Here is a 24,249-nt window from a genome sequence, read left to right on the forward strand (position 1 = left end):
TGTCAGGTGTCAGGCGAAATGAGAAATTGCCCCCCGGACGAAAGGAAGAACTGACCCCCTCTCTTTTGAGAGGACGGATAGATGACGACAGAGCTTTCGGCGACACCTGCATTCTCGGGGACAATGCAGGGAGAGGCGATGCTTCAAGCGGAAGAAGTTGTGGCGATGCTGCGCCTTCATGAACGAGGCTGGGGAGCGAAGCGGATTGCACAGGAGTTTGGCTGCGCGCGAAACACGGTTCGGCGATATCTTCGCGAAGGCGGTGTGATTGCCTATCGGCAACCTCGTCGTCGAACAGCCTTCGACGGATTGGATGATTGGCTTCGCGAGCGGTTTTTCCGCCATGGCGGCAATGCCGACGTTATCCGCCAGGAACTGGCGAGCGAACATGGGATCGTGATCGGTCTCCGCTCGGTGGAGTTACGAGTGCAGCGCTGGCGGCGGGAATTGAAGGCGCAGAAGCGCGCGACGATCCGCTTCGAGACAGCGCCGGGCCATCAGATGCAGATCGATTTTGGTGACACTCGCGTTTGGATCGGGGGTGAGCGGGTTCGAGTGCACCTGTTCGTGGGAACACTGGGCTATTCGCGGCGGATGCATATCCGGCCTTCGCTGCGTGAGCGTCAGGCGGACTGGTTTGAGGGGATGGAAGGCTCCTTCCTGCGTTTCGGCGGGGTTCCGGCGGAAGTTCTTCTGGATAATGCCAAAGCCCTGGTTGAGCATCATGACGCGGTGACGCGCGAGGTGAAGTTCAATGCCCGCCTGCATGCCTTTGCCCGATACTGGGGCTTCACGCCGCGAGCCTGTGCGCCATATCGGGCGCGGACGAAAGGCAAAGATGAGCGCGGGGTTGGCTACGTCAAGAAGAACGCGATCGCCGGCCGCCGGTTCGAGAACTGGGCTGCGTTCGAGGCCCATCKGGACCGGTGGATACGCGAGGTCGCCGACCAGCGGGAGCACGGCACGACCGGCATTGCGCCATCAGAGCGGTTTGCTGCTGAAGCTGGTGCGCTGCGCCCCTTGGCTGGCCGTGCGCCGTTCGGGCAATTGCGGGATCTGGTGCGCAAGGTCCAGGCCGACTGTGCGATCGACCTCGACACGAACAGCTACTCGGTGCCTTGGCGTCTGATCGGCGAGACCGTTCAGGTTGTCGTGCTGGCGGGCCGTGTGATCATCCGGCATGCGGGCCAGGTCGTTGCCGATCATGCTCTGTGCCGGGGAAGGCGACAACGCATCGTGGACCGGGCGCATTTTGTCGGTGTCGCCGGTGCCGATGGTGTGGTGCGGGCCGCCGCGCCCATCGACATTCTCCCTCCCACCCTGTTGCGTCCGCTTGCAGAATACGAGGCGGTTGTCGGAGGGGGCTGGTGATGACGACTGTGGATCACGACCTCCTGATCGCAACGCTCGACCGGCTGAAGCTGACAGCGATCCGCGACCAACTTGACACGCTGCTGGACGAGGCGGCGCGCTCGAAGATGACCTTGCGCGAGGCGCTGGCCTTCTTGGTGTCGCGCGAGATCGCTCGCCGCGACGAGCGGCGCATCTCCATGTCGAGCAAGCTGGCGCAGTTCCCGTTCGTACGCGAACTGGACAGCTTCGACTTCGATGCTCAGCCATCGCTGGATCAGGGTCAGATCAGGGAACTGGCTACCTGTCGCTGGATCGCGCACGGCGACACAGTCCTGTTCCTCGGACCTCCAGGCACGGGCAAGACCCATCTGGCTGTCAGTCTCGGCCGCGAGGCGATCCGCCAGAATTACAACGTGCAGTTCGTCACGGCCGCCACGCTGGTCGCAATGCTGGCCAAGGCACACAGCGACGGCACGCTCGACAAACAGTTGACGATCCTGTCGCGACCGAAGCTGCTGATCATCGACGAACTGGGCTATCTGCCCTTCGAGGCCAATGCCGCCCATCTGTTCTTCCAACTGGTGTCGCGGCGCTACGAGAAGGGCTCGATTCTGATCACCTCCAACCGTTCGGTGGGAGAATGGGGCAATGTCTTCGGTGATCCTGTGGTCGCCACCGCCATTCTGGACCGCCTGCTGCACCATTCGACGGTGATCACCATCCGGGGCGACAGCTATCGCCTGCGCGAAAAACGCCGGTCCGGCCTTCTGCAGAAAACCGGATCGGCGCCAGAGACCAACGAAACCACGAACCAATGAAAGGGGGGTTAGTTCTTCAATTCGAGAAAGGGGTCAGTTCCTGGATTCGCTTGACATCCGGATCGGCGCCAGAGACCAACGAAACCACGAACCAATGAAAGGGGGGTTAGTTCTTCAATTCGAGAAAGGGGTCAGTTCCTGGATTCGCTTGACAGAGGCGCCGCCGTCAGGGTCCGGCGCGTGAACGGGCAAACCCAACCCTGACCCGCGCGGTCAACTGCGCCGGCCTTGCGGTTCCCGGGCTGTCGAAGCCAATAGCCACGGGATCGACCGCACCGCCCTCCCCGCTTCCGGCGTCGTCCGAGCGGACTTGGCCACTGTCGGTCCCGGTATACTCCGGCCGGCGCACCCCTTCCGTTCGTGCGAGCGCCTCGCGGCACTGACGTTCGAGTTCCGCACGCACGCGCACGGCAAACATCGTCCTGAGACACCCCAGCGCCTCGCCGGCTCCCGTCACCTCCAGCAACTCGCCGATGCCGGCAAGACCGAACGCGCCGCGGTCGGGATCGCTGGCCTCGTCCGCGCCGTCGACGATGGCGATGCCGACGTCGGAGACGGGCGGCGCTTTGCATTCGACATAGAGCCAGTCGGCTCCGATCAGCGCCGCCGCCATCATCCGGTTGCGCAGCGCGTTGAGCCGTCTCTCTTGGTAGGAGGCGAGCGACCGCTTGACGTCCTGATGAGCGCCGAATGACGCTTCCGGTTCACCACGACCAGATCCGGCGTGTAGGTCGCGCGGTAATGGACATCCGAGCGCAGCCTGATCCCTTCCAACGATGACCAGTCGTTGCGCTCGAGAAAGGCAAGTGCTGCCGGCACGATCGGCATCGGCCTGTCCTGCGGCATCACCATGAGATCCGGATTGCAGGCAGCGATGCGGATGATGCCGGCCTCCAGCAGCATGCCTTCGTGATAGGAAACCGAACGCGCCATGGCGATGAACGGCGCGAACACACCGAACACGGCATCGGGTTTCGGATCGCCGGCGACGATCGCGCCGATGGCCTTGTCGACGATGCGGGCAAAATCCTCTTCGAGATCGGCGATGACGGCCCGGTGAGGATAGGCCGCGGCCAACGGCGCCGGCGGGACGGAATGAATGGACATGGAGTTCTCCCTGGGTGACGACACGATCGGCAACCGGGCGCGACGCGCGGGCATGGACGGGAAGTTCCGCCATCGCCACACGCGACGACGCGCGTTCGGTTGGCGCGCGGCCTCAGGCCGCCGCGCTGCCGCTCGTCTCGATGATGATGATGACGATGAAGCCAGTCAGTTTGCCGCGGCGGTGGCAAAGGCCGTCAGGCCCGCCTGGCCGGCAGCCGGCATTCCGCCCGGCGTCTCGCCGCCGGCATGTGTCATCATTCCAGGGATAAAAGAAGCTTCCCCGAGGGGAACGAGTGCGATAGTGCTCGCCATAGCCCAAGACCTCCTTGCAGGTTGCGGGTCAGGCCTTCGTCTGGTGCTTCCAACACCGGCGGAGGCCGTCATTCCCGGCCGGACGGCGACGGGAACGGAGACTGCATACAGGGATCCGGATCGGATCTGAGCCCGCAAAATGCCGGGACGGCAAAATCAGCGATCGCAAGGTTAACGGCGGGCTCGCGCGATCGGTCGGATCTATCCCGCCGGCGATGAAGAAGCATCCGCGATGCGCCTCCACCGCCGCTGTCTCATCTTATCCAAAGGCCGGAGCCATGGCGTGGAGATCGGCCTCGAGGCAGTCCAGTGCGCATTCGGCAAGCTCGACTTCCGTCTCGAACCGGGCCAGCGCCCGCCACAAGGCCCGCGGGTTCGCCGCATGGTCCGGCTTCTTCAGCGCATCCCAGGCGCCGAAGAGCCGCCGCGCGAAGCCGAGCTCCGGCCCGCGCCCCAGTCCGAACTCGTCGTCGAGTTCGAGCACCCTGTCGATCGCCGCGCGGAAACGCACATTCAAGTTCGCGAACCGCGCCACGTCCTCATAAAAATCCGTTGAACTCACCACACTCTCCTCGTCAGTTCGCGGCGATCCGACCATCGGGCCGCCTGCGACAAGGATCGCTGCGGGCTTTGCAAGCGACAAAAACGCCCTCAGCGGACCGGGCAATCTCACCGCGTTCCGGCACGCCCAAGACCAAAGAAGAAGGCTCCGCGCGGGGGTGCGCGGAGCCTTGGCGGCAAGATGATGGAATGCCGGTCGTCCGATGCTAACGCCCGATCAGCCGCGCCAGGCCGGAAGAGGTGGCGAAGCTGCCGCCGCGTTCGCAGACCCAGCAGTCGCGCTTGAGACGTTTGAGGGCAGCCTTCAGCACGCGCGGCCCGAGGCCAGTCCGTGTCTGGATTTCGGGGGCGGTCAACGGCGCATGGCCGGCCGCCGAAAGGCAGGCCACAACCCTCTCGTCGACGGGATCACGGCTGGCGCGCAATCTGGCCAGCACCTCGACCGTCGAGGTCGATCGCCGTTCGTTCCCGAGCGCCGCCAACCCTTGCGGCGTGATCCTGACCTTCGCGCCGGTTCCAATGCTGACCAGCTTGCCAGCAAGCAGGCTCGAGATCGCCTCCTGGAAGGGCGCGCGGCGTTCCGTCGTTGCCGCAAGCAGCGCTAGCGAGTCCTTCTCCACCCCGCCGCGCCCGAACGCAGCGAGGAGCGTGAGCAGCGAAAGTTCCAAGCTCCCCTCTTCCTCGACAGCCATCACGGTCGTCAGCGGCCGGAGTGCGAGCGGCCGCACCCGTACCGGCGGCAGGCCTTCCGTCGCGGCCGTCGGCGAGGCTCGCCCACTCGCCACTGTCCCGAACAGGGCGCGCACTTCGTCGATCGGCACAATCGGCAGCTTCAGCTTCTCGATCATCTCATCCTTGCCTAGCTTGCCGGTCATCGGCTTGCGGATGCGCACCCGCTCGAGCGGGCCGCCGAAGGCTTCGCCACGGATCAGGAAGTCGCCCTTTTCGAACTCGGCGAAGACCATCGTCTCGCGCGAGCTGATCCCGATCTCCTCGCCGATCCGCTTGCGGTCGGCCAGGTCGGAGACATGGCCGAACAGGCGGTTCCTTGTCTGCGAGGTCAGGCTTTTCGAGACGTCCGCGACGCGCTGGGTGGCGACCAGCAGCGTGATGCCCCGCCTGCGGCCTTCCTTGGCGGCCTTGACGATGGCGTTGCCGGCCGGCCCCCAGCCGCGCTGGGAGGCAAACCGCTGCACCTCGTCGATGACGACGAGGTAGGGCTGCCGCAAATCGTGCGGCAGCCTCATCATCACCGTCAGAACCCGCGCGACGACCGCGGCCTGCCCTTCATCGTCGAGGTCGTGGATGTCGATGACCACAGAAGTCCGCGCGGCAATGATCTGCGGCAACAGCCGGATCGTCCCATCGATGGTGACGCCCGGATCGCCATGTTCGCCGCCGACAACGAGGAGGCCGTTGGGCGCGACCTCACGCAAGCTGGCGAAGTCGCCTTCGGAGTCCAGCGCGATCATCGGATAGCCGGCGGCCAGCGCCAGTTCCTCGAACTTGCGCATGGCGACGGTTTTGCCGAAGCCGGTCATGGCCGCCAGGAGCGTGTGCTCGCCGATCAGCTTCTCGAAGTCGATGCCGACCGGTTCGCCGGCAGGGGTGTCCGCCAGGATGCTGTCCGGGCAAACGGTGGAGAGAAATTCCTTCATGTCAGTTCCTCAAAAAGTTAAGATGGGATGGTGCCCGGGCCGCGTCAGCCCGGGCCGATGGGCGTTCCGACTAGGCGTCGCTCGTGGTCGCAAGGGTGGACGGCACCGGGTCTTCCTGAGTCGAAGCCATGGCGGCCGGGAGGTCGGCGGCGACCCCCACGTCCTGCGGGGAACGCTTGCGCGCTGTCGCCTGCCCGCGCCTGGTCTTGTCGCGGGTCTTCTTCTGCTCAGCCCTGGCGCGCTCCCTGGCCTTCTCGGCCTTGACACGCTCGGCTTCCGCTGCGACGGCACGTTCATCGAGCACCGCCCTCGCCTTCCCGGCGCGTTCGCTACCCAGCGCCCACTCGAACTGGGGCACGACCGTTTCGGACAGCCAGGCGCCGACCTGGTCCGACTTTGGCCAGGTCTCTGCCGACCCCATGGTGAAGAGGATCCGGCGCAAGGCCACCCAGCGGCTGTCTTCGACCGGCAGCACGTGGATGACGCCGGCCGGAACGCGCCCGCCCGGGATCTGCGCGGCATAAACCAGTGACTCGACAAGCCCGCCGGCAAGCCGCGCCGGATGCATGAGCGCCGTCTCCGCCTTACTCTTGTTCACCGGCCCGCCGCGGCTCAGCGGCTCAAGTGCCACGTGGACATCGCGCAGCATTTGGTGGACGGTGTCGAAGAACAGCTTCGTGGCGAATGCCGTCTTCCCGGCGATCGCCACCTTCATTCCTCCGGAACCGCCCTCGTCAGGCGAAGCGGCTGGTGTCCCGCCCTTGCCGACGACCGCCTTGATCCGGGCGCCGTTGAGCTTCTGGCCGGCCTCGCACGCCGCCATAACCTCTTCGATCCTCTCCGGCTCGGCCGTTGCCAGGTTGTAGAGGCCGCTCGCGATCATGCCAACCCGCACCAGCCGCTCCCGGTGGGGTGAAAGGCGCTGGTGGACACGCTCGTAGTTCTCCGCCCCTGTCCGCGACAGGTTGAGGACACCCCTCGCCAGCTTCTCGAAGTGCTTCTGGTCGTCCGAAATCGCATGCAGGGATCCGACGATGCGCCCCCACTCGAAGACGCTGTCGGTCGACTTGCGCCCGAGCTCAAGGCTCTCGCGGCGCAGGGTCTCCGCCTGCCGCGCTTTCTCACCGTTGAGCCCGAGCACCGCATAGTCCGGCGGCGTTTCGGCCGAAGCGATTACGGCACCCGCGTTCGGCTGCGCCTTACGCGCACGTGCCTGTTCCGCCACGAGCTCGGGGCTGGTGATTGGCGACGGGACGGGCGCTGCTCCGTCGAGTTCGTTGGAAGAGGTATGCTTCGCCATGGAAATTCTCCTTTTGCTGGCGTTCGACCTGTGAACAAGAGGAAACTCAAGTTCAAATCTAGTATAACTCAAGGAGAAGAAGGGGTCCAATTACGCTATACATTTAACTATAGCACACAATAGATTTAATCTATGATAACGATGCTGAAAATCACGTTGAACTATACAATAGAAACTATGTTTCTTTTCAACCGTAGATAAATCGAACTATGTTACTTACCATTTCCACGACACCAAGATCTCGCAAGTCGATCACCCGCAAGAAAAATTAGGCAGCGGCCAGAACGCCCGCCCACGGCGCCTTGGAGAAGAATATTCGGCCAGCCGCCAAACCCGTCAAGTAAACCACCAGGCAAACTTTGCCTAAAGCATGCCGGATCGCTGCACCCGCATCGCGTCAGCTTCCCTCCTGCATGCGCTTCTAGAGCAGCGAATTCCACGTAGTGCTCCGCCGGCGTAAGTCCAACAGAGCCTAGGACTGCCAAGGCCGGCCTGTTGATCCTCGACAGGATCAAGGCTGCGCCAATCATGCATCCGATGTACATATTGAACCTATGTGATCGGTTTGGGCCGCATCCAACTCCTTGATAGACGTCAACAACTATCCGGTCGAACAGGATAAAGGGTATCTCATCCACACGGAGAGTTGGAAGGTGACGGTCCGAAATCTACATCATGCCTTCGTCCCGCAATCGATCGCCGTCATCGGGGCATCGTGCCGGCCGGGATCGGTCGGAACGGTCGTACTCGACAATATCCTCAAGGGCGGTTTTGCAGGCGACATCTGGGCTGTGAATCCGAAATACATTGAGCTGAATGGCCGCCCCTGCTACGCGGCCGTGAAGGATCTTCCTGCGGTGCCAGATCTTGCCGTGATCATGACACCGGCCGTCACCGTGCCCGGCCTCATCGGCGATCTTGGCGCCAAAGGAACGCGCGCCGCGGTGGTTCTCTCGTCCGGCTTGACTGAACAGAACGGCTTGAGGCAGAAGATGCTCGATGCCGCCCGGCCCCATCTCCTGCGCATCATCGGGCCGAACGGCATCGGGCTCATGCTGCCGCACGCCAATCTCAACGCCGGCTTTTTCCACATAGCGGCAGCGCCGGGCGATATTGCGCTTCTGTCTCAATCGGGCGCAATCGCGGCCTCTCTGATCGACTGGGCGGCCGATAATGGAGTGGGGTTCTCGCAGGTCGTCTCGCTCGGCGACATGGCCGATGTCGACGTTGCCGACTGTCTGGACCTGCTCGCGGGGGATGCCAAGACCAGCGCCATCATCCTCTATCTCGAATCCATTCTCAGTCCCAGGAAGTTCATGTCGGCGGCGCGCGCAGCCGCGCGGGCCAAACCCGTCATCGCCATCAAGCCGGGGCGTCACGCCGAAGCGGCGAAGGCGGCAGCCACGCATACGGGCGCGCTCTCGGGCGCGGACCGCGTGGTGGACGCAGCGCTGCGGCGAGCCGGAATCCTGCGGATCACCGACCTTTCCGAATTGTTCGACGCCACCGAGACGATCGCTCGTTTTGCCCCGCTGGAGCGGGCGCAGGTCGGCATCGTCACCAATGGCGGTGGAGCAGGCGTGTTGGCCGTCGATCGATTGGCAGATTTCGGTGCCATGCTGGCCGAGCTTTCGGCCGATACATTGGCGACGCTCGACGGGACGCTGCCGGCAAACTGGTCGCGCGCAAATCCGGTCGACATCGTCGGAGACGCCACGCCCGATCGCTATCGAACGGCCATCGCTGCTGTCGCGGCTGATCCTTCGGTCGACGTGATCCTGGTCATGAACTGCCCCACCGGCATCGCGTCCTCGGCAGACGCTGCCGCCGCCGTCGCCTCGCTGGCGAAAGACGGCACCATCGGCGGCAAGCCCGTCCTCTCCTGCTGGCTGGGCGGAATCACCGCGCGCGAAGGCCGCCAGCTGCTCCAGTCATCAGGTATACCAAGCTACGAAACGCCCGCCGCGGCAGCCGCTGCGGTCGACTACTTGACCAGATGGTCACGCGTCCAGAAAGTGCTGCAACGCGTTCCAGCGGCTGCCGCGGAGGCGTCGACCGACCGTGCTGCCGCTCTTGCCGTCTTCCGGCAGGCAGCGTCGGAAAAACGCCGCGTGCTGACCGAGCCAGAGGCCAAGGCCGTAGTGAAAGCCTACGGTATTCCGGTGTCGGAAACCATCGTAGCCCGGTCTGCAGGGGACGTCGGTAAAGCGACGCAACGTCTTCTGCGGGATTCCCGGAAGATCGTCACAAAGCTGCTCTCAAAGTCGGTTTCGCACAAATCCGACGTCGGTGGCGTGGTCCTGAACATCGAGACCGCCGAAGGCGCTCGCGATGCCGCCCGCAGCATCGAACGGAACCTGCGCCGGCACGCGCCCGATGCTTCCATCGACGGGTTCGCCATCCAGCCGATGATCGAGCGCAAACAGGCGGAGGAACTCATCTTGGGTATCGGCCACGATGCCATATTCGGCCCGATCATCCTGTTCGGGACGGGTGGCGTCGCCGCGGAGGTTATCGATGACACGGCGATCGCGCTGCCGCCGCTGGACGACGTCCTGGCCGGCGGCCTGATCGACCGAACGCGGATCGGTCGTCTGCTTGCCGGATTCCGGGATCGCAAGCCAGCGGATCGCGCTTCGCTCATCCATGCCCTTAAGGCGCTGTCGCAATTGATCGTCGATTTCCCGTGCATCGTCGCCGCCGACATCAACCCCCTGCTTTCCGACGGCGACGGCGTGATCGCACTCGATGCGCGCTTCGAGATGGACCCGGAATCCGTCGAACGGCCTGGCCCCAATCCTGCGCTGATCATTCGCCCCTATCCTGCGGAATGGGCAAGGGACATGACGGTCCGGTACCGGACCTACCACGTGCGGCCGATCCGGCCCGCCGACGTGGCCCTTTATCCGGGTTTCTTCGAGCAGATGGACAAGGAGGACATGCGGCTCCGCTTTTTCAGCCTGGGCAAGCACTTCTCCGACAAACTGCTGATCCGCCTGACGCAACTCGACTATGATCGTGAAATGGCGTTCGTGGCTTTGGATCGGGACGGCAATCTATGCGGGGTCGCAAGAATTTTCGCCGATCCCGACCATGAGACGGCCGAATACGCGTTGCTGGTGCGCAGCGACCTCAAGGGACAGGGTCTGGGCTGGAAGATGCTGCGGCATCTACTCGACTATGCCAAGGCAGACAACCTGAAACGGATCGACGGCACGGTCCTGAGTGAGAACTCGGGCATGTTGAAAATGTGTCGAGAGTTCGGCTTTCAGCTTGCTGTCGATATGAACGATCCCGGTATCGTCAAGGTATCGCTGGATCTTTGGCGTACAGCCTAGGTTGTGGCCGCTTGCGCACCGCGAAGAGCCATAAGTGCATCTTCGGATTCAGGCAGGTCCTAGTGAGACAGGAACAGAGGCACCGGGGAATGCTCTAGCAGCGATTGGGTGACCCCTCCCAAAATCGCCTGCCGGAAGCGTGAGTGGACGAATGCGCCCATGACGATCATTTCCATGCCCTCCAAGGTTACAAAAAAACGAAGGCGTCCGGCAACGTCACCCGCCTCTACCGCCAGCGTGGCGAGGCTGCATTCAACGCCGTGCCGGGCAAGGAACGTGGCGAGATCGGCGCCCGGCGCCATCCTGGATAGATCCTTTTCACCCTCGACGGTAACCGCCACTACCGTTTCCGCACGAACAAGAAAAGGCAGGGCGTCCTTGACGGCGCGCGCCGAGCGGGCGCTGCCATCCCAGGCTATGGCGACCCGCTCTGGTTTGACCGTCCCGGCGTTGCGCGGAAACAGAAGCAGGGGGCAGCCGCTGTCGAAGAGAACGTCCTCGATCACCGTATGCTGCGAAGCATCGGAAATGTCGGCGGCATCGAGGATTGCAAGGTCATGCAAGCGCGCCAGTTGGACGAAACGCCCGGATCGCGAGTCAAAAGGCGAGCCCGCATGTTCGGCGACGACCTGCAGTCCAGCGTCGGAGATTGCCTGGCTGGCCTTGTGCGTTACGGACGATGTAGATTTTTCGAGACGTTCCGCCTCCTGTGCGAGCCACATGGACGCCGTCGCTGCGGACATGCGAAGTGGTGCACCGAGGTGCGGCGCGAAGACGTAGAGCGAAACGGCGCTGTCAGTCGCCTGGGCGAGCGCAACGGCCTGTGCCAAGGCTTGTGACTGTGTCCCCTCGCCATCCGAAGCAATGCCGACGAGTATGCTCCGGAATGGCTCGCAACAGGCCGCCGAACGGCTCACGTCACCGCGGGTCACGGATTGATGCTCCTGATGTAAGCGATGATGGCGCCGACCTGCTCTGGCGTAGCGACGAACTCCGGCATCTCCGGATGCCCCGTCGAAATGCCTTCGGCCAGCGCTTCGGCTAGGTCCTCGATGGGATAGCGCTTGGAAAGCGTCCGGAACGGCGGCGCGTCCGGATGGCTGCTCTTGTCGGTCGGCGTCACAGCATGGCAGCGTGAGCAATTCCGCTCGACCAGCTTTCGCCCGTAGTCGGTTTGCCCAAAGTCGTCCGCCCTCGCCAACGCGCCGGGGAGCAATATAGCAGCGACCAGCAAGAACCTGAGCATCGTGCGAAACCCCATGAAGTCTTCGGAGGCTTTTATCGCACCAAGACGGACGCGCATTGACCTGCCGCAAATCTCCAACCCGGCCGGTTGCGGGTGGAAATTGTGCAAGGCAGCATTTGACGCGCGTCAAAGCGGAACTGTCCGCAACGGCACAGTCTCCCGGCAAAATGGCCCGAACTCTGGGAGATCCGCTATGGCCGCAACCGATATCTCTGCTGCTTCCGCAGCTTCTGCCACGTCCCCAAGCCAGACGAAGCTTCGCCTCGGCGCGCTGACCGCGCTGGTCATCGGCTCGATGGTCGGCTCGGGCGTGTTCAGCCTGCCGCAGAACATGGCTTCCGGGGCCGGGCCGCTTGCCATCCTGATCGGTTGGGGCATCACCGCCGTCGGTATGCTGGCGCTCGTCTTCGTCTATCAGTCGCTCGCCGTGCGCAAGCCGAGACTGGACGCCGGCCCGTACGCCTACGCCAAGGCCGGTTTCGGGCCGTTCATCGGTTTCAACAGCGCCTGGGGCTACTGGATCAGCGCCTGGATCGGCAACGTCTCCTATGCGGTGATCGTCTTTTCCGCGCTGTCCTATTTCTATCCAGCCTTCGGTGACGGAAATACATGGCAAGCCGTGCTCGGCGCCTCGGTCCTGCTGTGGCTCATCCACATGCTTGTCCTGGCCGGCGTACGCCAGGCTGCGATCGTCAATCTCGTGGTCACCATCGCGAAGATCGCGCCCATCGTCTTGTTCATCGGCATCATCGCCGTCGCCTTCAAGGTGGACGTCTTCAACGCCGACTTCTCCGGCCTCGGCAATGCCAGCCTCGGCTCGGTCATGAGTCAGGTCAAGAGCACCATGCTGGTGACGCTGTGGGTGTTCATCGGCATCGAGGGCGCCAGCGTCTTCTCGGCGCGCGCGGAACGGCGCAAGGACATCGCAACCGCGACCGTGCTCGGCTTTCTCACCTGCCTTGCCCTCTATGCGCTGGTGTCGCTGCTGTCTCTCGGCATTATCAACCAACCCGAGCTTGCAGCGCTGAAAAACCCGTCCATGGCCGGTGTTCTGGAAGCGGTCGTAGGCCCTTGGGGCGCCATTCTTATCAACCTGGCGCTGGTCGTCTCGGTCGCCGGGGCCTTCCTTAGTTGGACGCTGCTGGCTGCAGAGGTGCCCCACGTGGCCGGCAAGGACGGCACCATGCCGAAATTCTTCGCGCATGAAAGTGACCGCGGCGTGCCCTCCACATCCCTGCTGGTCACCAATCTCCTTGTGCAGGCGTTCCTCATCATCACGCTGTTCGCGCAAAGCACCTACCAGGCATTGTTCTACATCGCCTCTGCCGCCATCCTGGTGCCCTACATCTTCTCCGGTGCCTATGCGGCCAAGCTCGCCATTACGGGCGAGAGCTACGGCGCTGGCGAGAGCCGCAACGGCGCGCTGCTTATGGGTCTCGTGGCCACAATCTACGGTCTCTGGCTCGTCTACGCCGCCGGGCTCTCATACCTCTTCATGTGTGCTGTCCTCTACGCGCCCGGCATCATCTTCTATATCTGGGCGCGGCGCGAGAACCAGGAGCGTATCTTCCATCCGGTCGAGGCTGTCCTCGCGGTCGCACTCGTCGCCGTCGGCCTCTATGCCGCCTACGAAATGTGGACCGGCGCCGTCAGCGCGCTCTGACGCAGTCCGACTTTCCAAAAGGATGAGACATGACAGATCTCGGCGTCCACTCCGAAACCGGCCGGTTGCGCGAGGTGATCGTGCACCGGCCCGACCTCAGCCTGCGTCGGCTCACCCCAGACAACTGCAAAGCGCTGCTGTTCGATGACGTGCTGTGGGTCAAGCGGGCGCGGCAGGAGCATGACGTCTTCGTCGATGCGCTGCGCGAGCGTCACGTGACCGTGCACTCCTTCAACGAATTGCTGGCCGAGACAATGGCTGACGCCGAGGCGCGCGACTGGCTGCTCGATCGTCGGCTCGACGCTTCGGTCGTCGGCTACGACATGGTGGACGAACTGCGCGGCTGGCTGGACGAAATGCCAGCGGACCAGCTTGCCTCTTTGCTGGTCGGCGGCATCGCGCGGGCCGAACTGCCGTTCCGGCCAACCGGCCTCACTGGCAAGACGCTGCTGCCACAGGATTTCGTGCTGCCGCCACTGCCCAACCAGCTATTTACCCGCGACAGTTCGTGCTGGATCTACCGGTCTATCTCCGTGAACGCGATGAACTGGCCGGCGCGAAAGCCGGAGGCGGCCAATGTCGAAGTCGTCTATCGTTTTCATTCGCGCTTTCGCGACGCCGGCCTGCCCTTCGTGTCACCCGACAATCCCGGCCCTGGCGTCAGTCTGGAAGGCGGTGACGTGATGCCGGTCGGCGGCGGCATCGTGCTGGTCGGCATGGGCGAACGCACCACACCGCAGGCCGTTGGAGGGCTGGCCCGCAGCCTGTTCGCCGCCGGCGAAGCGACCCGCGTCATCGCCGCGCTGATGCCACGCGACCGCTCCTTCATGCATCTCGACACCGTGTTCACATTCTGCGACCACGACCTAGCCACCATGTACCCGCCGGTAGTCGAGCGGCTGCGCACCTTCTCGCTGCGTCCCGGCGATGGCGAGGCGGCCGTCGACGTCGTCGAGGAGGAGAAACCCTTCACCGAGGTGGTCAGGGAAGCACTTGGCCTGAAGGCTCTCAGAATAGTCGCCACCGGCGGGGATAGTTACCAGTCGGAGCGTGAGCAGTGGGACGACGGCAACAACGTCGTTGCTGTCGAGCCGGGAGTAGTCATCGGCTACGACCGGAACGTCTACACAAACACGCTGCTGCGTCGAGCCGGCGTCGAGGTGATCACCGTGGAGGGCGCGGAGCTGAGCCGCGGCCGGGGTGGCGGCCACTGCATGACCTGCCCGATCGCACGAGATCCGATCTGACCGAGGAGTAAACCCGATGCCCGTCAACCTGCGTGGCCGCAACGTCTTGACGCTGGATGATTTTTCCGGCGCAGAAATCCGCTATCTCCTGAGGCTGGCAGCAGATCTCAAGGCCGCCAAGCAAACGGGCATCGAAGTTCCGCGCCTGACACGCAAGACCATCGCGTTGATCTTCGAGAAGGATTCAACCCGCACCCGTTCCGGTTTCGAGGTGGCCGCGTACGACCAGGGTGCGCATGTCACCTATATCGGGCCGTCCGGCAGCCACATAGGTCATAAGGAATCGATGAAGGACACGGCGCGCGTGCTCGGACGCATGTACGACGCCATCGAATATCGCGGTTTCTCCCAACATCAGGTCGAACTGCTTGCCGCCTATGCCGGCGTGCCCGTCTATAACGGCCTGACCGACGAAGCGCATCCTACGCAGGTCCTGGCCGACTTCATGACCATGCGCGAATTTACCCATAAGCACTTGTCCGACATGACGATCGCTTTCGTCGGCGAGGGACGGGACAACGTCGCCCTTTCGTTGGCCGTTGGCGCCGCCAAGGTGGGCATGGACATGCGCATCGCCTCGCCCCGCGAACTTTGGCCCGACAGCGATTTCTGCACGCATGTCCGGGGACTGGCGGAGCGAGGCGGCGGCCAGTTCCGACTGGACGAGGACATCGGCGCATGCGTCGAAGGCGCCGACTTCATCTACACCGACGTCTGGCTTTCCATGGGCGAGGACGAAAGCGCCTGGGGCAAGCGCATCGAACTTCTCACGCCTTACCGGGTCACGCGCAAGCTGATGGCCGCCACCGGCAATCCATACACCAAATTCATGCATTGCCTGCCGGCTTTCCACGATACCGAAACGGAAGTCGGCCAGCATGTCGCCAGCGAATACGGGATCGACTGCATGGAGGTTGAGGACGCGGTTTTCGAGTCGGAAGCTTCCATCGTCTTCGACCAGGCCGAGAACCGCATGCACACGATCAAGGCGATCCTCGTCGCCACGATCGGTGGTTGAGGATGCGCATCGTCGTCGCACTGGGTGGCAATGCGCTGTTGAAGCGCGGCGAGCCAATGACAGCCGAAAACCAGCGCGCCAATGTCCGTCGAGCGGCCGCGGAGCTTGCCGATCTGGTGAGGGCCGGTCATTCGCTGGTGATAACGCACGGCAACGGGCCTCAGGTAGGCCTACTCGCGCTACAGGCGGCGGCTACGCCCGACACGCCCTTTCCGCTCGACGTACTTGATGCCGAGACAGCCGGCATGATCGGCTATGTCATCCAGCAGGAGCTGGGAAATGTAGTGAAGGACCGGCCCGTCGCGACGCTCCTGACGCAAGTACGGGTTGATCCGCACGATCCCGCCTTCGCCACGCCGACCAAACCGATCGGCCCGGTCTACGATGAAGACACGGCGCGGCGGCTCGCTGCCGAGCGCGGCTGGACGATCGCGCCCGACAACGGCAAATGGCGCCGTGTAGTGCCATCACCGAAGCCGCTGGAAATCCTGGAAGCCGAAGTGCTAGTGTTCCTTGTCGAGCGTGGTGTCATTGTCATCTGCGCAGGCGGCGGCGGTATTCCCGTCATTAGCCTCGACAGCGGCGGCATCATCGGTATCGAAGCCGTCATCGACAAGGATCTCGCCTCCTCCCTGCTAGCACGACAACTCGGCGCGGACATGCTGCTTATGCTGACGGACGTCGATGCCGTGTATTTGGACTGGGGGACACCGCAGGCCCGTCCCCTCGGCTGGGTTCAGGCAGGCGACATCTCCGCCACAGTGTTTGCCACCGGATCGATGGGGCCGAAGGTCGAGGCAGCCGTCGCGTTCGCCGTCGAGACCGGAAAGCCGGCCGCGATCGGCCGCTTGGAAGACGCTACCGAAATCGTCGCCGGTCGGCGAGGAACCCACATCAAGTCCGGCACTCTTCTTACTTGACGTCGATCAAAGCGGCGACGCGTATCGCCATGCATCCTGGATGCAGAAAGGGAAAATCACCATGCTGGCAAAAGACCTTCCGCCGAATTTTCGCCATGTCAGGCTTCTGCTTGCCCGTGAGCGGGAACATCCTCAAGGAGAACGAAGCGAAGGCTACGATCTCCTCGTCCCGCTGGACGAGAGCGGCAGGCTTGATCCTGCGATATGGAAGGCCAACCAGGCGGCATGCCGGGTCAGACGTTTCGCCGGCGACGCGGAAGTCGGAATCGGACGCCTGCGGCGCAAGCCGGGTGGCCAATGGTATTTCGACTATGCGGAAGGCGAGGACGATGACGAGATCGGTTTTCGCCTGGGCGAAGAGCGTTTTGTAACCGGGGAATATGTATCGATCGGGAATAAAGGAAAGACGCACACCTATCAGGTCTCTCGGGTGGAGAAACCCTGATCGGTGAATTCCCGTTGGACACGGGCTGGCGCCCAGAGGCGCCTACCGCAATGTGGCACCCGCCACCTGGATCGATAATCCAATCATTCTCTACGACCAGCACCGACGTTCCAGTTCTGGCCCGATCTCCTGGGTCGTTTAACGCCCACAGCGAAAGACATCGCCGTTCTTGATCGGCATCAAGGTACTATCCCAGGCGGACTATAGATTTCGTTTCATCGAGAAATCACCAGTTCGGCGACAGCGGAAGGCGAACCAATGAGCTATAAAACCATAATCGTGAACCTCGACATAGACGGGCCTATCGCTCCCGTCGTGAAGGCTGCCGCCGAGCTCGCAGGACGCTTCCAGGCGAGGCTGATCGGCTTTTGCGCTGCCGATGCGCCGCTTCCCTTTGCCGGACCGGAAAGCGCAGGCCTGGCCGCTGAAACATGGATGCGGATGCGCGACGACATACAGACCCGTGTCAAGGATCTACACGAAAGGTTTGTCGAACGGGTCGCTGGCAAGGTGGTGGCCGAATGGCGTGAGGCCCTCGACAATCCGACGCGCGCTTTGGCAGAAGCCGCGCGAGCGGCTGACCTGATCGTGATGGGCGCGGTCGAAGGCGCGGCAACAGGCGACGCTTACCGGCAGGCGGATCCCGCAAGCATCGCTCTTCAAGCCGGACGGCCCGTGCTCGTTATCGCTCGCGACACCGAACAGGTGCAGGCGAGGAACATCGCTGTCGCCTGGAAGGATACGCGCGAGGCGCGACGCGCACTCGCCGATTCGCTGCCGCTATTGAAATCGGCCGAGACCGTGACAGTTGTGACGGTCGCCAGCGAAGTCGATCAACGGATCCGCCAAAGCCTCGCAGATGTCATGGCCTTTCTGGGGGGACATGGCATCAAAGCCCGGTCGAAACCAGTTGAAGGCTCCGATGAACATCTTGAACTGTTCCAGGCACTGGACGAGAGCGGCGCCGACCTGATCGTTTCAGGCGCGTATGGCCATAGCCGCTTACGGGAATGGGCGTTCGGCGGCGTAACCCGCTCGCTCCTCGACGAAACGGGCCGAAACCGCTTCATGGCGAGCTGACAGGAAAACGCTATATGCTGTCCCGTGCGGCGCGCACCACCGTTCGCGGTTAGCGGCCCGGCCGATAGCGCTGCCGCGGAGTGCTCTTTCGTGGAACACAATGAGATGTCGACGGCCGAAGCGTATTGGTCGGTGCCGGTGCAGACGCTGCTTACCAGTTTGCGTTCTAGCCCGTCGGGCCTTTCTTTCGACGAATCTCAAAGCAGGCTCCGTGAAGCCGGCCCGAACGCGGTCAGTCGAATTGGGCATGCCTCCGCACTCGCCGCCTTCGCGCGGCAGTTCCGCAGCCCGCTAGTGCTGATCCTCATCTTCGCGGCGGTCGTCTCCGCCTTCGTCGGCGAAGGTAGCGAGGCGCTCATCATCGGCATCATCGTGCTGGCAAGCTGCGTACTATCCTTTACACAGGAATATGGGGCCTCCAGGGCGATGGAGGCGCTGACGGCGCGCATCGCCCGCAAGGCTTCCGTGTTGCGCGACGGCCAGGAGACATCCACCGCCGTCGGTGACATCGTACCGGGCGACGTCATCCGTCTTTCGGCCGGCAACCTTATTCCGGCGGACGGCGTGCTTCTGGAGACGCGCGACTTCAACGTCAGCGAAGCGGCGCTCACCGGCGAGACCTTTCCGGTGGTGAAGGAGCCAGGCCGCTCGGCTCCGGATGCCCAGATCGGCCAGCGCAGCAATGCCGTCTTCACCGGGACATCCGTACGCAGCGGCACCGCCACGATGCTTGCCGTGCGCACAGGTGAGCGGACGGAGTTCGCGGCCATTGCCGGCGCCATCGCGCGCGCCGTGCCGGAGACGGACTTTGCCAGGGGCATCCGCCGCTTCGGCTATCTAATGACCGAGATTATGCTGGTCATCGTCATTCTCGTCTTCTTCGCCAATCTGTTGCTGCATCGCCCGGCCGTCGATTCCCTTTTGTTTTCGCTGGCGCTCGCCGTCGGCCTGACGCCCGAACTGCTGCCGGCCATCATCAGTGTCACGCTGGCGCGCGGCGCGCGGACCATGGCGGGCAGCGGCGTCATCGTGCGCCGGCTCGACGCCATCGAGAACCTCGGCAGCATGGACCTTCTGTGCACCGACAAGACCGGAACGCTGACCGAGGGAACGATCCGCCTCGACGGCTGCCTGGATGCCGATGGAGCGGGTTCACCGCAGGTGCGGCTGTGGGCGCTGCTCAATGCGACGCTGCAATCTGGCATGGCAAATCCGCTGGATGAGGGGATAGCGGGCAGCAGGAGCTCGGACGACGATCTCGCCGCCTACGCCAAGGTCGACGAGATTCCCTACGATTTCATCCGCAAGCGGCTGTCGGTGATTGTGCGGCAGAAGGACGCTGACGAGGACCTGTTGATTTGCAAGGGCGCCGTCCAGAACATCGCCGAAGCCTGTTCGCTGGACGAGCGGCAGGCGAAGGCGGTCGACGAGAAGGTGCAAGGCTGGTGCATGCAGGGCTTTCGCGTGCTGGGCCTTGCGACGCGGCGTTTTCCGTCGCGCGCGAGCTACGGCCGCGAGGATGAAGCCGAGCTTGCCTTCGCCGGCTTCCTTCTGTTCCAGGATCCGCCGAAGCCCGGCATGGCCGAGACGCTGAAGGCGCTCGCGGCGCGCGGCATCAAGGTGAAGGTGATCTCTGGAGACAGCCGCTATGTCGCAGCGCATCTGGCGCAGACCATCGGCCTGCCGCACCGTCATATCCTCACCGGAGCCGAACTGGCGAAGCTGACCAAGGAAGCGCTGTTCGCCCGCACCGCGCGCACCGACATCTTCGCCGAGATCAACCCCAACCAGAAGGAGCGCATCATCGCCGCGCTCAGGCGGCGCGGCCATGTCGTCGGCTATCTCGGCGACGGCATCAACGACGCGCCGGCGCTCCACGAGGCCGACATCGGCATTTCCGTCGACGGCGCTGTAGATGTCGCGCGCGAGGCCGCGGACATGATCCTGCTCCAGCGCGACCTCGGCGTCCTGTTGCGCGGCATCGACGACGGTCGACGCACCTTCGCCAATACGATGAAGTACATCGCCATTACCACCAGCGCCAATTTCGGCAACATGGTCTCCATGGCATTCGCCTCGCTGGCCTTGCCCTTCCTGCCGCTTCTAGCGCCGCAGATCCTGCTGAACAATTTCCTCTCCGATGTGCCGTCGCTGGCGATTGCCTCCGACAATGTCGATGCTGATCAGGTGCACACGCCGCGACGCTGGGACATCGGCTATGTATGCCGCTTCATGGTCGCCTTCGGCCTCGTCAGCTCGGCTTTCGATTTCGTCACCTTCGGTTTCCTCGTTCTCATCGCCGGGGCAACCGCGCAAATCTTCCAGACGGCCTGGTTCGTCGAGTCGCTCATCACGGAACTGGCCATCGTGCTGATCGTGCGCACCCGTAAAGCATTCTGGAAAAGCCGCCCCAGCGCGCTGCTTTCGTGGTTGACGCTGGCGATCGCCGTGCTGGCGGTCGCAATTCCTTATCTGCCGGGTGCGGCGCGGTTCGGATTTGTGCCGCTGCCGGTGCAGATAATGGCAGGTCTAGTCGTGATCACGCTGGCTTATCTGGCAGCGTCCGAGGCGATCAAGAGCTGGTTTTTCTCGCGTGAACGGCGGCGCTCCAAGCGGCACCTGCCTTGATTGCGATCAAGGCGTCGGTTCGTGGGCTGCGTAACCTAGCTCGATTATCCGGAGAGCCGCCATGCCGCGCCGCATACTGATCATCGTCGGCCATCCTGACAGCAACCCCAAGCGCCTGTGCCGGGCGCTTGCCGAAGCCTATGCCGATGGCGCACGCTCGGCCGGTCATGAAGTCCGGCTCATCGACATCGCGACGCTCGATTTCCCGATCCTTCGCACCATGGCGGAATTCGCGGATCGACCCCTGCCCATCACGCTGGAGGACGCCGCTCAGGCGCTGAAGGATGCCGAGCATCTCGTCTTCGTCTTTCCGCTTTGGCTTGGCACCATGCCCGCTTTGTTAAAAGCCTTTCTGGAGCAAGTGATGCGGCCGGGTGTCGCCTTCGCTTATCCCGAAGCGGGCAAAAGTGGCTTCGCCAAGACGCTGCTCAAGGGCCGCTCGGCGCGCGTGGTGGTGACCATGGGAATGCCGGCCTCGTTCTATCGCTTCTGGTATCTTGGCCACGGCATCGCGGGACTGCGCCGCAACATCCTGAACTTCGTCGGCATCAGTCCGGTCCGGGAAACCTTGTTCGGGATGGTGGAAGGTGCAAGCGAGGTCAAGCGCAGGAAGTGGATTTCCGCCATGCACGCGCTCGGAAAGAAAGCTGGGTGAAGCCTTTCATCGCCGAGGCTCCCTTCCGGCAAGATGGAGAGACACGCTCAAATCGCCGCCGCCTGCGGCGGGTCGGTTATCCGCTGCGGCCAATCCGGTGAAATCCGCAACGCCCGCAGCGCGTTCAGGATCACCGCCACGTCGATCGCCTCCTGGAGCAGAGAGCCCTGGACCGGGGTGAGATAGCCGAAGGCCGCGGCGACCATGCCAGCCACCGAAAGGCCTATGCCTGCCGCCACGCTCTGAAGCGCGATATGTCGAGACCTGACCGCCACTTCGAGCCCGGCAAGGAGCCTGCCAAGATCATCGACCAGCAGGACAACGTCGGCCGCCTCCGCGGAAGCGGCCGCCCCCCTTGCCCCCATGGCCACGCCAACATCGGCCGCTGCAAGCGCCGGAGCGTCGTTGACCCCGTCTCCCACCATCATCACGGGTCCGTTCTTACGCTCGCTCAGAACCAGAAGCACTTTCTGGTCCGGCGTCAGTTCAGCACGGGCTCCGTCGAGACCGAGGCCTTCGGTCACCGCATCCGCGACGACCCGGCGGTCGCCCGTGGCAAGCAATATCCGGCTGACGCCGTTGCGACGGATGCCGGACAGAAAATCCTTTGCCTCAAGACGTAGCCTGTCGGCAAGAACCAGCAAGCCGGCAAGCTGCCCGTCCACGGCAACGGCAACCAGAGCCGTGCCCGCTTTCGGTGGCTTCTTCAGGACGGCGGGTGTCACAATCCGGCGCATGACGAAGTCCATTCCGCCAACGATCACGGAATGTCCATCGACCACTGCCGTGACCCCCTCCCCCGCCAATTCGCCGATATCGGTCGGCACGGGCAGAAGCATGTTTTTCGCACGCGCCGCGGCAACGATCGCCTGGGCCATCGGGTGTTTCGACGCCTGGTCGGCTGCAGCGGCCAGACGCAGCACCTCCGTCGACGGCAAGGCGGTATATGCTTCGATGGAGACGATCTGCGGACGCCCGTCCGTTAGCGTGCCGGTCTTGTCGAGGATGAGCGTCCGCGCCCGCGTGAGCGCCTCAAGGGGCTTTGCGCCCTTGATCAGCACGCCGAAATGCGCGGCGCGCGACAGGCCCGCGACCAGCGCAACGGGTACCGCGAGAATAAGCGGGCATGGCGTTGCGACGACCAGAACCGCGACGGCACGGATGGGATCACCCGTCGTCCACCACGCAGCGACGGCAAGCGTGACCGTGACGAAGAGGAACAGGATCGAATAGCGGTCCGCCAGCCGCGACATCGGCGCCTTCGAACGCTGCGCATCCTCGACCAGACGCACGATGCCGGCATATGTGCTTTCCGCCGCGCGGCGGCTGGCGCGCAGGTCGAAGGCCTCGCCCGCATTGGTCGAGCCGCTCATCACCTCCTGGCCGCATATAAGCCTGACTGGCATCGATTCGCCGGTCATCGCAGACTGGTCGAGCACGGCTCGCTCGCTCTCGATAACCCCATCGACCGGAGCGACGTCTCCTTGCCGGATCAAGAGAAGGTCGCCGGGTGCGATTTCATCAAGAGGAACTTCGTCCAACCTCCCGTCGCGATGCCGCGTCGCGGTCCGCGGGACACGCGAAAGAAGGTCATGCATTTCGCGCCTGGCACGTCCCTCGGCGAAGCTCTCCAGAAAGGTCCCGCCGGAATACATCAACGCAACGACGGCCGCCGCGAGGGTTTCGCCGAAAGCGAGCGCCGCCGACATGGACAGCGCCGCCACGACGTCGAGGCCGACCTCGCCCCGCCACAGGCTGCGGAGAATCTCCACGGCAAGCGCGAGGAGAACAGGAACAACGCCCGCCATCCATGCAGCTCGGGCAAAATCAGGTTTCCCGGCCAAGCTCAGGCCGAGTCCGGCCGCGAGGCCGGCCAGGGCGATGACCAGCAGGACTACGTTGAAACCGGCGCGGGCTTTCTCACTCGTCATCAATGACGACGCAGATCAATGCGATATCAGGATCGGCATGCGCAGGTCGCGCAAAACCCCATCGGTCGCTCCGCCGAGGATGAATTCGCGTAACCGCATATGGCCGTAACCGCCCATCACCAGCAAGGCGGCGCCGAGTTGGATGGCATTTTCCTGCAAGGTTACCGCAATGTCGCTGCCACCGCTCAGCACGGCATGGGCCTCGGCGGAAAGTCCGCGCGCCTGCAACCCCGTTGCGAGCCGGACGCCGGGATCGTCTTTCGGCAGGTCCTTCTCGTCGGTCACTGTCAAAACCGTGATCTTCGACGCTTTCCGCAACAGCGGCATCGAGTCGGCGACGGCTCTTGCCGCGACGCGGCTTCCATCCCATGCGATCGCCACGTGACCGAAAGCAGCCGGCTTGACCAGTTCGGGAAGCAGGATGGCCGGGCGGCCAGCGCCGAAGATCACATCCTCTGCCAGCGTGTGCGTGCTTTCGTTCGCGGCCTCCCAACCGATCAGGACAAAGTCGAAGTAGCGTGCCCGATTCGCCGCTAGATCGGCCAGCAGCGGCAACGACGTTGCCGCGCGGTCGGTAACAAGCTTGACGTTCGCGAGCTTGGCTTGCTCCGTCACGACGCGAAGGATGTCCTCGCCGTACTTGCGGCTGCGCGCATTCGCCTGCCTTATCAATTCCGGCGTTTTCAAAAAGAAAGTGGAAAGGGCATTCGACACAGGCGGTATGTCGACATTCACCGCAAGGGCATGCAGCTCCGCTTCGAGTTGCGCCGACACGACAGCGGCATTCGATCCGACATGCGGCGAAACCGGGCCGGGATACGTAACGAGCGGAAGTAAAACCTGAAGTTTCATGTCACGTTCCTCTTAAGGGCGGCGAACGACGAATATGCAGATTCCTCGATGGACGCCCAGCTTTCCTTGACCGGGATCAATCGCGAACGGATAGCCGATTTGATTCATCGCAATGAA

Annotated in this window: 21 protein-coding genes; 11 read left to right on the plus strand and 10 right to left on the minus strand. The window is 63.4% G+C overall.

Features of this window, described 5'->3' with window-relative positions; all coding sequences use genetic code 11:
- Nucleotides 1-81: 81 nt before the first annotated feature.
- Entirely contained in the window at nt 82-1,371 is a 1,290-nt protein-coding gene (istA, locus tag ASD50_RS13510) for an IS21 family transposase (protein ID WP_056242124.1), read from the plus strand.
- Complete coding sequence (gene istB, locus ASD50_RS13515; RefSeq protein ID WP_056242128.1) at nt 1,371-2,171, plus strand: IS21-like element ISSme2 family helper ATPase IstB; 801 nt, start codon at nt 1,371-1,373, stop codon at nt 2,169-2,171. Before istA ends, istB begins: the two co-directional genes overlap by 1 nt.
- Nucleotides 2,172-2,337: 166 nt before the next feature.
- On the opposite strand, the gene ASD50_RS13520 is transcribed toward istB, so the two are convergent.
- The 6 genes from ASD50_RS13520 to ASD50_RS13540 form a co-directional block, all read right to left on the minus strand.
- Nucleotides 2,338-2,784 carry a hypothetical protein gene (locus ASD50_RS13520; RefSeq protein WP_056242132.1) on the minus strand — a complete coding sequence of 149 codons (447 nt, stop codon included), beginning with the start codon at nt 2,782-2,784 and terminating at the stop codon, nt 2,338-2,340.
- Nucleotides 2,784-3,278 (minus strand): hypothetical protein, encoded by a 495-nt coding sequence (locus ASD50_RS13525; protein ID WP_056242136.1) that lies wholly within the window; start codon nt 3,276-3,278, stop codon nt 2,784-2,786. Before ASD50_RS13525 ends, ASD50_RS13520 begins: the two co-directional genes overlap by 1 nt.
- Nucleotides 3,279-3,443: 165 nt before the next feature.
- Nucleotides 3,444-3,590 (minus strand): hypothetical protein, encoded by a 147-nt coding sequence (locus ASD50_RS23155; protein WP_156465093.1) that lies wholly within the window; start codon nt 3,588-3,590, stop codon nt 3,444-3,446.
- Nucleotides 3,591-3,849: 259 nt separating this feature from the next.
- Entirely contained in the window at nt 3,850-4,152 is a 303-nt protein-coding gene (locus tag ASD50_RS13530) for a hypothetical protein (protein WP_156465094.1), read from the minus strand.
- 205 nt (nt 4,153-4,357) lie between these two features.
- Nucleotides 4,358-5,809 (minus strand): ATP-binding protein, encoded by a 1,452-nt coding sequence (locus tag ASD50_RS13535; protein ID WP_056242143.1) that lies wholly within the window; start codon nt 5,807-5,809, stop codon nt 4,358-4,360.
- A 70-nt stretch (nt 5,810-5,879) separates the two neighbouring features.
- Nucleotides 5,880-7,109 (minus strand): hypothetical protein, encoded by a 1,230-nt coding sequence (locus ASD50_RS13540; RefSeq protein ID WP_056242146.1) that lies wholly within the window; start codon nt 7,107-7,109, stop codon nt 5,880-5,882.
- Nucleotides 7,110-7,762: 653 nt separating this feature from the next.
- Here ASD50_RS13540 and ASD50_RS13545 point away from each other — a divergent pair.
- A complete protein-coding gene (locus tag ASD50_RS13545) occupies nt 7,763-10,447 on the plus strand; it encodes a bifunctional acetate--CoA ligase family protein/GNAT family N-acetyltransferase (protein ID WP_056242551.1) in 2,685 nt (894 codons plus the stop codon).
- Between the two features lie 59 nt (nt 10,448-10,506).
- On the opposite strand, the gene ASD50_RS13550 is transcribed toward ASD50_RS13545, so the two are convergent.
- Together ASD50_RS13550 and ASD50_RS13555 are read right to left on the minus strand one after the other, a co-directional pair.
- Nucleotides 10,507-11,379: a universal stress protein gene (locus ASD50_RS13550; protein ID WP_244484523.1), complete on the minus strand. Its 873-nt coding sequence runs from the start codon at nt 11,377-11,379 to the stop codon at nt 10,507-10,509.
- Nucleotides 11,376-11,750, minus strand: a complete 375-nt coding sequence (locus ASD50_RS13555) for a c-type cytochrome (protein ID WP_244484524.1) — start codon at nt 11,748-11,750, stop codon at nt 11,376-11,378. Before ASD50_RS13555 ends, ASD50_RS13550 begins: the two co-directional genes overlap by 4 nt.
- A gap of 136 nt (nt 11,751-11,886) precedes the next feature.
- On the opposite strand from ASD50_RS13555, the gene arcD reads away from it, so the two are divergent.
- The 8 genes from arcD (at nt 11,887) to ASD50_RS13595 (ending at nt 21,349) form a co-directional block, all read left to right on the plus strand.
- Nucleotides 11,887-13,356: an arginine-ornithine antiporter gene (gene arcD / locus ASD50_RS13560; protein ID WP_056242149.1), complete on the plus strand. Its 1,470-nt coding sequence runs from the start codon at nt 11,887-11,889 to the stop codon at nt 13,354-13,356.
- 29 nt (nt 13,357-13,385) lie between these two features.
- Nucleotides 13,386-14,603, plus strand: coding sequence for an arginine deiminase (locus ASD50_RS13565; RefSeq protein ID WP_056242152.1), 1,218 nt, complete (start codon nt 13,386-13,388; stop codon nt 14,601-14,603).
- A gap of 16 nt (nt 14,604-14,619) precedes the next feature.
- A complete protein-coding gene (gene argF / locus ASD50_RS13570) occupies nt 14,620-15,621 on the plus strand; it encodes an ornithine carbamoyltransferase (protein ID WP_056242156.1) in 1,002 nt (333 codons plus the stop codon).
- A 2-nt stretch (nt 15,622-15,623) separates the two neighbouring features.
- Nucleotides 15,624-16,541, plus strand: coding sequence for a carbamate kinase (gene arcC / locus ASD50_RS13575; RefSeq protein WP_056242160.1), 918 nt, complete (start codon nt 15,624-15,626; stop codon nt 16,539-16,541).
- A 61-nt stretch (nt 16,542-16,602) separates the two neighbouring features.
- Nucleotides 16,603-16,986, plus strand: a complete 384-nt coding sequence (locus tag ASD50_RS22550; RefSeq protein ID WP_244484525.1) for a hypothetical protein — start codon at nt 16,603-16,605, stop codon at nt 16,984-16,986.
- A 258-nt stretch (nt 16,987-17,244) separates the two neighbouring features.
- A complete protein-coding gene (locus tag ASD50_RS13585) occupies nt 17,245-18,066 on the plus strand; it encodes a universal stress protein (protein ID WP_056242166.1) in 822 nt (273 codons plus the stop codon).
- Nucleotides 18,067-18,171: 105 nt separating this feature from the next.
- Entirely contained in the window at nt 18,172-20,694 is a 2,523-nt protein-coding gene (mgtA, locus tag ASD50_RS13590) for a magnesium-translocating P-type ATPase (RefSeq protein ID WP_056242169.1), read from the plus strand.
- Nucleotides 20,695-20,755: 61 nt separating this feature from the next.
- Entirely contained in the window at nt 20,756-21,349 is a 594-nt protein-coding gene (locus ASD50_RS13595) for an NAD(P)H-dependent oxidoreductase (RefSeq protein WP_056242172.1), read from the plus strand.
- 47 nt (nt 21,350-21,396) lie between these two features.
- Here the strand turns inward: ASD50_RS13595 and ASD50_RS13600 are convergent, their stop codons facing one another.
- Nucleotides 21,397-23,280, minus strand: coding sequence for a heavy metal translocating P-type ATPase (locus ASD50_RS13600; RefSeq protein WP_056242175.1), 1,884 nt, complete (start codon nt 23,278-23,280; stop codon nt 21,397-21,399).
- A gap of 15 nt (nt 23,281-23,295) precedes the next feature.
- Entirely contained in the window at nt 23,296-24,132 is an 837-nt protein-coding gene (locus tag ASD50_RS13605; protein WP_056242178.1) for a universal stress protein, read from the minus strand.
- Nucleotides 24,133-24,249: the final 117 nt, after the last annotated feature.

It is taken from the genome of Mesorhizobium sp. Root552 (assembly GCF_001427285.1).
GTDB lineage: Bacteria > Pseudomonadota > Alphaproteobacteria > Rhizobiales > Rhizobiaceae > Mesorhizobium.

What these genes read in the sequence shown, in the direction of transcription:
- istB (WP_056242128.1), top strand. Translation starts at nt 1,371, where the DNA reads ATGACGACTGTGGATCACGACCTCCTGATCGCAACGCTCGACCGGCTG.
- ASD50_RS13520 (WP_056242132.1), bottom strand. Translation starts at nt 2,784, where the DNA reads ATGGCGGCGGCGCTGATCGGAGCCGACTGGCTCTATGTCGAATGCAAA.
- ASD50_RS13525 (WP_056242136.1), bottom strand. Translation starts at nt 3,278, where the DNA reads ATGTCCATTCATTCCGTCCCGCCGGCGCCGTTGGCCGCGGCCTATCCT.
- ASD50_RS23155 (WP_156465093.1), bottom strand. Translation starts at nt 3,590, where the DNA reads ATGGCGAGCACTATCGCACTCGTTCCCCTCGGGGAAGCTTCTTTTATC.
- ASD50_RS13535 (WP_056242143.1), bottom strand. Translation starts at nt 5,809, where the DNA reads ATGAAGGAATTTCTCTCCACCGTTTGCCCGGACAGCATCCTGGCGGAC.
- ASD50_RS13540 (WP_056242146.1), bottom strand. Translation starts at nt 7,109, where the DNA reads ATGGCGAAGCATACCTCTTCCAACGAACTCGACGGAGCAGCGCCCGTC.
- ASD50_RS13555 (WP_244484524.1), bottom strand. Translation starts at nt 11,750, where the DNA reads ATGCGCGTCCGTCTTGGTGCGATAAAAGCCTCCGAAGACTTCATGGGG.
- arcD (WP_056242149.1), top strand. Translation starts at nt 11,887, where the DNA reads ATGGCCGCAACCGATATCTCTGCTGCTTCCGCAGCTTCTGCCACGTCC.
- ASD50_RS13565 (WP_056242152.1), top strand. Translation starts at nt 13,386, where the DNA reads ATGACAGATCTCGGCGTCCACTCCGAAACCGGCCGGTTGCGCGAGGTG.
- argF (WP_056242156.1), top strand. Translation starts at nt 14,620, where the DNA reads ATGCCCGTCAACCTGCGTGGCCGCAACGTCTTGACGCTGGATGATTTT.
- arcC (WP_056242160.1), top strand. Translation starts at nt 15,624, where the DNA reads ATGCGCATCGTCGTCGCACTGGGTGGCAATGCGCTGTTGAAGCGCGGC.
- ASD50_RS22550 (WP_244484525.1), top strand. Translation starts at nt 16,603, where the DNA reads ATGCTGGCAAAAGACCTTCCGCCGAATTTTCGCCATGTCAGGCTTCTG.
- ASD50_RS13585 (WP_056242166.1), top strand. Translation starts at nt 17,245, where the DNA reads ATGAGCTATAAAACCATAATCGTGAACCTCGACATAGACGGGCCTATC.
- mgtA (WP_056242169.1), top strand. Translation starts at nt 18,172, where the DNA reads ATGTCGACGGCCGAAGCGTATTGGTCGGTGCCGGTGCAGACGCTGCTT.
- ASD50_RS13595 (WP_056242172.1), top strand. Translation starts at nt 20,756, where the DNA reads ATGCCGCGCCGCATACTGATCATCGTCGGCCATCCTGACAGCAACCCC.
- ASD50_RS13600 (WP_056242175.1), bottom strand. Translation starts at nt 23,280, where the DNA reads ATGACGAGTGAGAAAGCCCGCGCCGGTTTCAACGTAGTCCTGCTGGTC.
- ASD50_RS13605 (WP_056242178.1), bottom strand. Translation starts at nt 24,132, where the DNA reads ATGAAACTTCAGGTTTTACTTCCGCTCGTTACGTATCCCGGCCCGGTT.